Consider the following 12,276-nt stretch of genomic DNA (forward strand, 5'->3'; position numbering starts at 1 on the left):
CGTCGTCTGGCCGACAAGAACTTTGCTCTCCTGAAAGCTGATCCTCGGCACCCGTCGCTGCACTTCAAACGCATTGGGGAGCTCCGGTCGGTGCGGGTCGGAGATCACTATCGGGCGCTTGGGCTCGATGTGGCTGAAGGGATTTACTGGATTTGGATCGGCACCCATGCTGACTACGACAAGATAATCGGTCGATCTGTCTGACGGGCCACGGGCGGCACCTAGTGGTTCACCCGCAATTCTCGCTGATATCACTCCTTCGAGTGATCCCTGTCATCTGAGATTCGTGCTAGCGTCTGCCTTAGTAGAAGCTTGACGTCGAGCTCGAAGCGAGGGTGCGATGTTCCAAGTCCGGATTCATGGCCGTGGCGGCCAGGGGGTGGTGACCGCGGCTGAATTGCTGTCGGTCGCGGCCTTCTACGGCGGCCAGCACGCTCAGGCGTTTCCGAGCTTCGGGTCCGAGCGCATGGGGGCGCCGGTGGTGGCGTTTTGCCGGATCGATGACCAGCCGATCCGTTCCCGCGAGCCCGTGACGCACCCGGACGCCGTGGTCGTGCAGGATCCCACGCTGCTCCACCACGTGGATCTGTTCGCGGGCCTCTCGCTTTCGGGTTACGTGATTCTGAACTCCAGCCGAAGTCCCGGTGAACTGGGCATCTCGGAACTCGCTGAGCGTCTTCCACCGGGGCGGTTGATCACGGTGCCGGCCACGGACCTTGCGCGAGCACACACGGGACGGCCGCTGCCGAACGCCGCGCTGCTCGGCGCGTTCGCGGCCGCGACGGGCGCGGTGAGCCTGGCGTCGGTCGTCCGGGCGATCCGCCAACGGTTTCCGGGGCGAGTCGGGGAAACCAACGCGGCCGCGGCCGACGCGGCGTTTGCCGCAGTCCACGAAAAGGGCGCTGTCTCGGTAGCGGACTCGGAGGAACGTTCTCGTGCTCAAGCAGATTGAAGGCTCGCAGGCCCTGGCTTGGGCGGTGGCGCGCTGCCGACCCGAAGTCATCTCCTGTTATCCCATCACGCCGCAGACCCACATCGTGGAAGCCTTGTCCGCGATGGTGCGACGCGGTGAGGTGGGCACGTGCCAATTCCTGACCGTGGAGTCCGAGTTCGCGGCGCTCAGCGCGCTGATCGGTGCGTCCGCCACGGGCGCCAGGACGTACACGGCTACCGCCAGCCAAGGCCTCCTGTTCATGGCAGAGGCCGTGTACAACGCCTCGGGATTGGGACTACCGATCGTCATGACCATCGGCAACCGGGCGATCGGCGCGCCGATCAACATCTGGAACGATCACTCGGACAGCATAGCGCTGCGGGATTCGGGGTGGATCCAACTGCATGCCGAATCTAATCAAGAAGCGGTGGACCTGCACGTCCAGGCCTTCCGTTTGGCTGAAGCGTTGAGCGTGCCGGTGATGGTCTGCGTGGACGGGTTTGTCCTCACCCACGCGTTCGAGGCGGTCGATCTGCCCGACCAAGCCGCGGTCGACGCGTATCTGCCGCCGTTCGAGCCGGTCCAACTGCTCGATCCGAATGACCCTGTGACGATCGGCTCGATGGTTGGCCCCGAGGCCTTCATGGAGGTTCGGTACCTGGCGCATCGCGCGCAACTCCGGGCGCTCGGCGTGATTCCGGAACTGGCCGACGAGTTTGCGGACCGGTTCGGGCGGAGGTCTGGCGGGCTGGTGGCTTCGTATCGGACCGAAGACGCCGATACGATCGTGGTGGCGCTTGGTTCGGTAATCGGCACCATTAAAGACACGGTCGACGCACTTCGCGAAGCCGGCTCGGCCGTGGGGTGCGTGAAGCTCGTCTCCTACCGCCCGTTTCCGGCCGAGGCATTACGCAACGCAATCGGCCACGCGCGGCGAGTGGTCGTGGTCGAGAAGGACCTGGCGCTGGGCCTGGGGGGCATCGTGTCCGCCGACGTGAAACTGGCGATGAACGCCTCGGGCGTCGCGGTCTACACCGTGATCGCGGGGCTTGGCGGCAGGCCCATCACGAGCGCATCGCTGCGTGACGTGATCGAGCGGGCTCGCGACGACGCGCTCGATGAGCCGCACTTTCTGGATCTTCAAGAAGGGGTGGTGGATCGCGAGATCGCGCGGCAGCGCGAGCGCCGGCGGTCGGGCCCCGCGGCGCTGAACGTGCTGCGCGACGTGAGCGGCCGATGAGCACCGAACGCATCAAGTTCTATCAGACCGGCACGTTCACCGTGGGAAATCGTCTCCTGTCCGAGGACGAACGCACGGTGCAGTCGAGCGTGGAACGGACCAACTCGCTCACCTCCGGCCACCGCGCCTGCCAAGGCTGCGGCGAAGCGTTGGGCGCACGGTACGCGGTGGACGCGGCCATGCGCGCGGCGAACAATCGGTTGATCGCGGTCAACGCGACCGGGTGCCTCGAAGTGTTTTCGAGCCCCTATCCCGAAAGCTCGTGGCGCATCCCCTGGCTGCACTCGCTGTTCGGCAACGCGCCCGCGGTGGCTTCCGGCGTGGCCGCCGCGCTCAAAGCCAAGGGCCGATCCGACACGCTGGTCCTGGCCCAGGGCGGGGACGGTGGAACCGTGGACATTGGGTTCGGCTGTTTGTCCGGAATGTTCGAGCGCAACGACGACGTCTTGTACGTCTGTTACGACAACGAGGCCTACATGAACACGGGCGTGCAGCGCTCCGGCTCCACGCCGCCCGCCGCACGGACCATGACGACCCCGGTGGCGGCCGGTCATCCCGGCAATGCGTTCGCTACCGGCAAGAACCTCCCCAAGATCGCCATGGCGCATGGGATTCCCTATGTGGCGACTGCGTCGGTGGCGGATCTGCAGGACCTCGAAGCGAAGATGACCAAGGCGGCCGGCATGCGCGGCGCGCGGTACGTCCACATTTTCGTGCCGTGCCCGTTGGGGTGGGCCCACGACCCGGCGAAGACCATCACCGTGGCGCGGTTGGCGATGGAGTGCGGGCTGTTCCCCTTGTTCGAGGCGGAGTTCGGCCGGGTGACCGGCCGCACGCCCATTCGGCGGCGCGTCCCGGTCGAGCGCTATCTCGAGCTGCAGGGACGCTTCAAGCACCTGTTCGGCGACCCGCCGAACCGCGAGGCGATCGCAGGGATTCAGGCAATCGCCGATGGGAACATCGCGGAGTATGGACTGTGGGAAGAGGGGGCATCCGGTGGAGCGTAAGCCGTTCGCCATCACGCTGGATCCCAGCAGCAGCCTGGCCAATCAGACCGGCAACTGGCGGACCAAGCGTCCGGTGTACGTCTCTCGTCTGGCGCCGTGCAACCACGCCTGTCCCGCGGGCGAGGACATCCAGGGCTGGCTCTACCTCGCGGAGGAAGGCCGGTACGAGGAGGCGTGGCGCGCACTGGTGAAGGAAAACCCCATGCCCGCGATCCACGGCCGCGTCTGCTACCACCCTTGCGAGAGCGCGTGCAACCGCGCCCAGCTCGACGAAGCCGTGAGCATCCACTCGGTGGAGCGGTTCCTGGGTGACCTTGCCATCAAGAACGGCTGGCGCGAAAACGCAACGCCGGCCACCGGCCGCAGGGTACTGGTGGTGGGGGCCGGGCCGAGCGGGCTGTCCGCCGCCTATCACCTGGCACGGATGGGACATTCCGTGGAGGTGTTCGACGCGGGGCCCAAGCCGGGCGGCATGATGCGTTTCGGGATTCCCAAGTACCGATTGCCGCGCGAGGTCCTGGACGCGGAGATCGCCCGCATCGTGGACCTCGGCGTGCGGTTCGTCATCAACCGGCGCGTCGATGACCTTGCCGCCACGATGCGGCACGGGTCTTTCGACGCCGTGTTCCTGGCGGTGGGCGCCCAGATCGGCCGCCGCGTGGACATCCCGTCCCGCGACGCGCGGCGTTTGGTGGACGCGGTCGGTCTGCTCCGCGCGGTCGAGTCGGGAGGCCCGATCCGGATCGGCCGCCGCGTGGCCGTGTACGGGGGCGGCAACACCGCGGTCGATGCGGCGCGAACCGCCAAGCGCCTCGGCGCGGAGGAGGCGGTCATCATCTACCGGCGGGACCGGCCGCACATGTCGGCTCGCGACTTCGAGGTGGCGGAAGCGCTCGAAGAAGGCGTGGTGATCCGCTGGCTGGAGTCGATCGCGGGATTCGAGGACGGCCGGTTGCGCGTCGAGGCCATGGAACTGGACAGCCAGGGCCGTCCGGTCCCCACGGGCCGGTTCGAGGAACTAACGGCCGACACCGTCGTCCTGGCCGTGGGCCAGCAAGTCGACCCGGGGTTTCTCCGCAACGTGGAAGGCGTCGTGGTTCGGCCCGACGGCGTGATCGCGGTGGACGAGACCATGATGACCGGGCATCCGGGCGTCTTCGCGGGCGGGGACATGGTACCGTCGGAGCGCACCGTCACGGCCTCGACCGGCCACGGCAGGACGGCCGCGCGGAATATCGACGCGTGGCTCAAAGGGACGCGATACCTAGCGCCCGTGGCGCCCCCGCCGGCCACCTTCGAACGGCTCAACCCCTGGTACTACACCGACGCCCCGCAAGCCAAGCAGCCGCTTCTGGCACTGGCTCGGCGGCGCTCGAGCTTCGACGAAGTAGTCGGGGGTCTGGACGAGAACACCGCCCTGTTGGAGGCGCGACGCTGCTTGTCGTGCGGGAACTGCTTTCGCTGCGACAACTGCTACGGCGTGTGTCCCGACAACGCGGTGATCAAGCTCGACCCTTCAGCGGGATACGCGATCAATTACGACTACTGCAAGGGCTGCGGGATGTGCGCAGAGGAGTGTCCGTGCGGCGCGATCGACATGATCGACGAAGTGGTGTAGAGCCTGTCCAGGAAGGTCATCTGCTGCGTTGTCGCTGCGCGTCCGCTCCTCACGTACGACCCAGTACGCTGCGGTGCGGGCGCTCGCTCCGCCTTGCATCTGACCCTTCCTGAACAGGCTCCGCGTCTCTTCAGACGCGGCTAAGAGTTCACCCCACTCTGGTCCTGAGTCTCACTCCTTTGGGTTAGGGCCTCACTCCACAAATTCTCTGCGCTAACTACCTCGGAGCATGGAACTGCCGACGCGTGCGCGGTACCGTGGGCAGCAGGAGGCCCAGATGAAGCGAATCGGTGTCTTGACCAGCGGGGGTGATGCTCCGGGGATGAATGCGGCGATCCGAGCCGTTACGCGAACCGCGATCGCCGCGGGCTTCGAGGTGATCGGGATTCGCCGGGGATTCGCAGGACTCATCGAGGGGGAATTGGGCGCGCTGACGACCCGGTCGGTCAGCGGGATCATCGAGCGCGGGGGCACGATTCTAGGCACTGCCCGTTGCGAAGCGTTCACCACCGACGAAGGCCGCCGCAAAGCGCTGGCCACCATCCAGGCGTCGGCGCTGGATGCGCTGGTCGTTATCGGAGGCACCGGATCGCAGGCAGGCGCGCACTGCCTCTCGACCCTCGGGGTTTGGGTGGTCGGCGTGGCGTCCACCATCGACAACGACTTGGAGGGGAGCGACATCACGATCGGCGTGGATACCGCGCTCAACGTCGCGCTCGAGGCGATCGATCGGATCAAGACCACTGCCGCGTCGCATCGGCGGGCGTTCCTGGTCGAAGTGATGGGCCGCGACTGCGGGTACCTCGCGCTCATGACCGGCATCGCTGGGGGCGCCGAAGTCGTGGTGATTCCGGAGGTGAGCTGCGATCCCGAGGCGATTGCCCACGAATTCCGTGCGGCGTATGAGCGCGGGAAGGCCCATGCCATCGGCGTGATCGCCGAGGGCGCGAAGTTCCGGGCATCGGACATTGCCGAATACTTCCGCACGCACCATGAACGGATCGGGTTCGATCTGCGAGTGACGTGTTTGGGCCACATTCAGCGGGGCGGCTCGCCGGGCGCGTTTGACCGGCTGTTGGCGACACGTCTCGGCGCAGGGGCGGTGGAGGCGTTGGTGCGGGGAGAACACGGCGTGCTGGTGGGGCTGATCCGTGGCCAGGTAACGACCACCCCGCTGGCCGAAGTGGTCAGCTCGTGCAAGCCGATCGACATGAGACTGTGGGAACTGGCGAAGGTGCTGGCGAGGTGATCGCAAAGGCAGGACGAGCTGGCGAATGGGAGAAGGGGTGAAGGGGGGAGGAGTGACAATGCGTGAGAACGTGGGGACGATCGATCGGGTGATACGGGCCGCGGTGGGGATCGCGTTGTTTCTGGCTGCGTTGGCCGTTGCCGCGCCGCTCGCGAGGACGATCCTCGGGCTCGGCGGCGTGATCATGCTCGGCACCGCGCTGGTGGGGTTCTGCCCGGTGTACCGTGTGCTGGGACTAAACACGTGCGGACAGCGGCGGAAATGACAATGACCGACCAAGCGGTCGTGACGTGGCGCGGGGGCGTCCGGTTCGACGCGGAGGTGCGCGGGCACCGGATGACTCTTGATCAGCCGAGGGACGAAGATGGAACCGACGAGGGGATGACGCCGATCGAGTGCCTGGCGGTCTCGTTGGGCGGGTGCGTGGCCTATTTCGCAGCCCGCTTTGCGCAACGGCACGCCTTGCCGATCAGCGACCTCCGGGTCACGACGGGTTGGGACTACGCGGAGCGGCCCCACCGCGTCGGGCGGTTCGACGTGCGGATCACCTATCGCGGGACGCTGGACGCGGCCATGGCTGAGCGTTTGCAGCGCGTGGTGGAGGGGTGCACCGTGCACCACACGCTCACGCATCCGCCGCAGATACGCGTTGCCCTGTCAGCGGACCAAGCCGGCGCGGTGACCCGCGGGTCCGGATCGCGTGGAGGCGGACCGTGATCCGGGCCAGCCGATCCCCGATACTCCTTTCGGGTGAGGAGGCCTGCCGCGCCTCGGGACCGCGGGCCCCGTGACTACTCCCTGATCATCCTTAATGCCCAGCAATTTACTCCGTCGGGAGAATCGACGGTGTTTGCACCATTCAGATAAAAAGGACGCGAATATGCCCGAGAAGACCGTGGTAACCGAGAAGCGGAGGGTGTTGGTGGTGGGGAGCGCATCGTTGTTCGGGTGTGCGGTGGGTGGCTTGCTGGAAAGCAGGGGCGACGGGTTCGACGTGACATCGGTGAAGACGGTGGAGGCGGCGATCGAAACCGCGCCGAAGGTTCGGCCCGACGTGATCGTCTTCTGCCTGGACCGTGACGACGGGCGCAACGGCGACGCGCTGAATCGGTTACGGCTGATGGAATCCTTCCCCGCACGAATCATTCGATGCACCCTCGAAAGCAACCAACTGACAATCTACGACACGAAACGGATCACCGATGCCACGGCGGAGGACCTCCTTGCGGCGGTCACCCGCGGGAGCGACGAACCGGTCGACAACCGGAAGGGGGAGACACTATGAGTGCAAAGTGGTGGAAGGTGTTGGTGGGGCTCGCGGCGGGCGCCTGGTTATGGTCGGGCGGTCCGACCGCGGGATGGGCGGGTGAAGACCACGGATCGCATGGATCGGGAGGCGCCGAGATCGTGGTCGCGGACGCGCAGGAATTGCCCGCCTGGCAGCAGAAGTTCAAGGAACAGCTCGAACGCGAAGACGCGGCCGAGGGTCGGAACGGCACCCGCGACCAGTTGGAAGCGGCCATGAAGAAGCTCATGGCCGAAATCGCCAAGGGCACCGGCGACCACGCGTCCCACGTCTCGCAAGGCCCCTACAGCGATGCGGCTATGGCTCAGCAGATGGACAGGAGCTACTTTTTGGGTCCGGCCGCAGCAGGGGAGAGCGTAACGGCCGGAGGACGCTGCCCCAAGAACGTTCCGGTCAAGGAGTACGACGTTTCGGCGATCAACGTGGAGATCACGCTGAACCAGTGGCTGGATTACCACCCCGGGTACATGTACGTGTTGACCGAGAATGTCCCGAAGGTTCGGGCTGAAGAGAAAGCCAACGCGGAGGCCCGCAAGGCGGCGGGTTACAACCCGGGTGCCGTGAGCACCGGCCTCCAGACCGACATAATCCAGCCGATCGTGCTGCGGGGCAACCAAGGCGACTGCGTGGTGATCACGCTGAAGAATGAACTCGATGGTGAAGACGTCGGACTCCATATTCACGGCTCCAGCATGATCATCAAGGCGACCGGGCTGGCGGCCACCGCCGCCAACTCCGACGCCACGGTCCAGCCGGGAAAGAGTCAGACCTTCGAGTGGTATATCCGGCCTACCGAGCAGGAGGGCTCGCATATGCTCCACAGCCACGTCGGCCGGGAGCAGGCGAGCCTGGGGATGATCGGAGCGTTCATCGTCGAGCCCATGGGGTCACGCTATCTGGATCCGATCACGGGGAAAGAATCGAAGAGCGGCTGGCAGATGATGATCGAAGATCCCAATGCCCCCGATTTCCGGGAGTACGCGATCTTCTACCACGAAATCGGCGACGAATCCTTCCGCCCGCTGAACCGCCAGGGCGAAACGATTCCGCAGCGCGATCCGAACACCGACGCGTACCGGCCCTCGGCTCGCGCGCTCAACTATCGCAGCGAGCCGTTCGGCATCAATAACCTTGCGGTTCAGGAGAAGTATTTCCACTTCGAGGACGAGTCGATGTCGTACAGCTCCTACACCTTCGGCGATGTGCCGACGCCCATCCCGAGGGGATACCTGGGCGACCCGAACAAGTGGCGGCTGATCCATGGAGGCGGCGAGGTGTTCCACTCCCACCACCCTCACGGCGGGTCGATCCGCTGGCTGCGTCAGCCCAAGGCCGATGGGAAGGCGGACTTCCTGATGACGGCGGCTCAGAACGGCCCGGTGAAGTATCCGGAGGTCCGGACCACGTCCGACCGCGTCGATGTGGAAGTGATCGGTCCTTCGGAGGTGTTGGACCTTCAGACCGAGTGCGGGTGGGGTCTTTGCCAACAGGTGGCGGCGGACTATTTGTTCCACTGCCACGTCGCGCACCATTACGTCGCGGGGATGTGGTCGTACGGGCGCGGCTACAACACGCTCCAGACCGGAAACTATCCATTCGGAAGCACCGACGTCATGCCGCCGCTGCAGGAACTGCCGGATCGCAAGGGGCGGATGAAGCCGGCGGTCACGTCGGATCAGTTGGTCGGCAAGACCATGGACTGGTACGACAAGAAATGGAACATCACCGCGAACAAGACCGACTTCTCCAAGCCCATTCCGGACGTGTCGATCAAGGACTGGGTCAAGATGTTGCTCCCGCCGGCTGGCCAGCCGGGCCACACCGCGGACGAGAAGGGCCAGATCGTCGCGTATGATGCGACGGTGTGGGACTGGACCTGGGACGGCAACCAAGCATTGGGGGAGGCTGAGGAAACCGGGAAGTTCGCCAGCCCCAAGTACAAGTCGCCCATGCCTGGGAAGCGGCCGCCGATTCTCTTCGACGCCAAGACAGGGAAACTTGCGTACCCGCACTTCAAGCCGCACTTCGGCAAACGGGTGCCATTTGCCCGACACCACGGACCGGCTCCCTGGTTAGAGCCCGTCCACGTGGACAAAGCCACCGGATCGGTTGGGGACGAGCCGGGCGGTCTGGGCGTGGCCGGTGGAGAGACCAACCAGCCGGCTCGTCCGGGTGAACAAGGGAAATGGAGCCTGTGCCCGGAGAACGCGGGGCGAAAGCAGTACACGATCCACTTCATCGAAACGCCGATCACCATGAACCAGGCCATCGGCAAACAGAAGGCGGTGGTGGATCAGCACGGGACGATTTATGTCCTGCACGAGGAGGAGAAGGCAGTTCGGGCCAACAGCGACCTCGCACGGCCGCTCGTCTATCGCGCCAACGTGTATGACTGCGTGGACGTGATCCTCAAGAGCGAGTGGGAGGACAACAACACGACGAACTTCCAGATGTCGAAGATCAATATCCATCCCCACTTCATGCAATTCGACAACAACGCGAGCGACGGTGTGATCACGGGTTTTGCGTACGAGCAATCGGTGCGCCCCTTCACCCAGATGAAGAAGGCCGAGCACAAAGGGCTGCCGGTTCCGATGAACGCCGTCCTCGCGGAGAATGTGAAGGCGGGGGCCACCAGCGTCAAAATCGAGATGCCGGAAGGGGCCACCAAGTTCCACGCCGGGACCGACATCATGATCGGGATGCACGAGGTGAAGACCTCTGAAGTCCGGTGGATCAAGGAGATCAAAGGCGACACGCTGGTCTTCGCCGAACCCTTGAAACATGCGCACAAGAAGGGGGAGGTTGCATCGGTCGAGTACGTCCGGTACCGGTACTGGGTGGATGCCGACTTGGGGACCGTGTTCTGGCACGACCACGCCCTCGGCGGAACCACCTGGCCGCACGGAGCCGTGGGGGGGCTCATCGTCGAGCCGGTGGGCGCCACGTATCATGACCCGAAGACCGGCAAAGAGATCCGGAGCGGTCCCATCGCCGATATTCATTCGACCGACCCGATCGGCTACGGCGTGAACGGCAGTTTCCGGGAGATGGTGCAGTATCTGAACGACACGGTGCCGTATACCGCGCAGGTGGTGACCGCGGGCAATCCGCCGGGACAGACGATCCAGGCGGCCATCGACGCGGGTCAGGCATTGTTCTTCCAGATGCCGTATGACCTGGACCTGGTGTCGGTCCCCATGCTCAACGGCGGGACGCACACCACGGGCGGTGGGTTCTTCTTCAAGGCCGAGTCGATCGCGAAGCGGCTCAAGAACAACCCGGATGCGTCGAGGGTCTTTTCCACCAAGACGCACGGGATCGACCCGGGGACGCCGCTGTTGCGGGCCTACCTGGGGGACACCGTGGTGTTTCGTCTGATGCACGTGATGATGAACGAGTCGCACACCTGGCATCTGGCGGGCCACGCATTCAGGACCGAGCGGTACGCCGAGAAGTCGGACTTCAAGAACGCGTGGCACGTCGGGATCGCGGAACGGTACGATCTGGTCACAAAGGCCGGGGGGCCGCAGCAGATGGCCGGCGACTACCTGCACTTCGACGGCCGTCCATCCCATCTGTCGGAAGGCAGTTGGGGCATCTTCCGCGTGCTCGACAAAGAAGTGCCGGATCTGAAGAAGCTGCCGGGGCGCGAGGAGATTCCGGCCTCCGCGAACTCGGTGTGCCCGTCGGATGCACCGGTCAAGACTTTCAACGTGATCGCGGCGGATCGGGCCTTGAAGTACAACACCAACGCGCCGGACGTGATCGAGGTGGATTTTGACCGCGTGTTGCAGGTCGCAAACCCGCAGGGCAAGATCTACATGCTCGAAGGGGAGAAAACGAAGGTGGCGGAGGGCGGTGCTCAGCCCATGCCGCTGACCCTGCACGTCAATGTAGGGGATTGCGTCAAGGTGAACCTGAAGAACGAGATGAAGGCCAGCCGGGCGTCGTTCAGCGCCGACATGCTGGCATTCGATCCCAAGGAGTCCCAAGGCGTCAATGTGGGCAACAACCCCGGGGACCAGACCGTGGGCCCGGGCCAGAGCCGGACCTACACGTACTATGCGCCGCCGCAGTACGGGGAGACCGCTGCGCTGGTGTGGGACTGGGGGAACTTCATCAACAACGTCAGGGATGGGCTGTTCGGGGCCATCATCGTCGGGCCCAAGGGCTCCAAGTATCGGGATCCCAAGACCGGCGAGGACGTCTCGATGAAGAACGCCTGGCAGGTTGACGTGATCGTGGATCGGTCGATACCGGCGAATGCCAACCGGTCCGACTTCCGGGATGCCTCGCTCTTCTTCCAAGACGAGGACAACATCATCGGAACCGCGTTCATGCCGTACATTCAGCAGATCGCGGGACTGACCGGGGTGAACTACCGCGCCGAGCCCTGGACCTATCGGGAGGAGAACGGGTGCGAGCTGGGCAACATGTTCACGCCGTGTGTGGCCGCGCAGTCCGATTTGGCCACGCCGACGATCATGGCGCACGCCGGCGACCCGGTTCGGATCCACGTGTTCGGCGCGTTCAACGAGCAGAACCAGGTGTTCAGTCTCGAAGGGCACGAGTGGCCCCTCAAGCCCAACATGGCAGGGGCCGACCTGATGAGTTCGAGCGAGTTCGGCTCGTCTCAAAATCTGGACGTGCTCCTGGTCGATGGGGCCGGCGGGCCGTTCCGCCTGCCGGGGGATTACTTGTGGCAAAATCATCGGATGCCCTATACCCAGGCCGGACAGTGGGGGTATCTGCGGGTACTGCCCGCAGGAGACCGGCGCGTGCTGCCGTTGAACAGCGGCGGACCCGGCGGTCGGACCGCGGAGCTGCCGCAGTCAGGTGATGCCGTGTCCGTCTCGCTGCTGGGGACGGGGAAGTAAGAGGTCTCTGAGTTGAAGGAGGTCAAGGGGCGGGGGATTGCA

At 65.0% G+C, this 12,276-nt stretch carries 9 protein-coding genes; all 9 read left to right on the forward strand.

All coding sequences use genetic code 11. From position 1 onward, the window contains the following. The first annotated feature begins 340 nt into the window (after positions 1-340). The gene (locus tag AB1451_00545) at positions 341-952 is read left to right on the forward strand and encodes a 2-oxoacid:acceptor oxidoreductase family protein (protein MEW6681400.1); all 612 of its coding nucleotides are present in this window, start codon (positions 341-343) and stop codon (positions 950-952) included. Continuing rightward, positions 936-2,174 (forward strand): transketolase C-terminal domain-containing protein, encoded by a 1,239-nt coding sequence (locus tag AB1451_00550; GenBank protein MEW6681401.1) that lies wholly within the window; start codon positions 936-938, stop codon positions 2,172-2,174. Before AB1451_00545 ends, AB1451_00550 begins: the two co-directional genes overlap by 17 nt. After that, positions 2,171-3,181: a thiamine pyrophosphate-dependent enzyme gene (locus tag AB1451_00555; protein ID MEW6681402.1), complete on the forward strand. Its 1,011-nt coding sequence runs from the start codon at positions 2,171-2,173 to the stop codon at positions 3,179-3,181. Before AB1451_00550 ends, AB1451_00555 begins: the two co-directional genes overlap by 4 nt. After that, positions 3,171-4,799, forward strand: a complete 1,629-nt coding sequence (locus tag AB1451_00560) for an NAD(P)-binding protein (GenBank protein ID MEW6681403.1) — start codon at positions 3,171-3,173, stop codon at positions 4,797-4,799. The genes AB1451_00555 and AB1451_00560 overlap by 11 nt, the downstream gene beginning before the upstream one ends. Positions 4,800-5,076: 277 nt before the next feature. After that, positions 5,077-6,048: an ATP-dependent 6-phosphofructokinase gene (locus AB1451_00565; GenBank protein MEW6681404.1), complete on the forward strand. Its 972-nt coding sequence runs from the start codon at positions 5,077-5,079 to the stop codon at positions 6,046-6,048. A gap of 58 nt (positions 6,049-6,106) precedes the next feature. Next, the gene (locus AB1451_00570) at positions 6,107-6,313 is read left to right on the forward strand and encodes a DUF2892 domain-containing protein (protein ID MEW6681405.1); all 207 of its coding nucleotides are present in this window, start codon (positions 6,107-6,109) and stop codon (positions 6,311-6,313) included. Between the two features lie 2 nt (positions 6,314-6,315). Continuing rightward, entirely contained in the window at positions 6,316-6,765 is a 450-nt protein-coding gene (locus AB1451_00575) for an OsmC family protein (GenBank protein ID MEW6681406.1), read from the forward strand. 163 nt (positions 6,766-6,928) lie between these two features. Continuing rightward, on the forward strand, positions 6,929-7,333 hold the full coding sequence (locus tag AB1451_00580) for a hypothetical protein (GenBank protein ID MEW6681407.1): 405 nt from the start codon (positions 6,929-6,931) through the stop codon (positions 7,331-7,333). Then, positions 7,330-12,234, forward strand: a complete 4,905-nt coding sequence (locus AB1451_00585) for a multicopper oxidase domain-containing protein (GenBank protein MEW6681408.1) — start codon at positions 7,330-7,332, stop codon at positions 12,232-12,234. The genes AB1451_00580 and AB1451_00585 overlap by 4 nt, the downstream gene beginning before the upstream one ends. Positions 12,235-12,276 lie beyond the last annotated feature (42 nt).

This window comes from Nitrospirota bacterium (genome assembly GCA_040757335.1).
In the GTDB taxonomy this organism is placed as follows: domain Bacteria; phylum Nitrospirota; class Nitrospiria; order 2-01-FULL-66-17; family 2-01-FULL-66-17; genus JBFLXB01.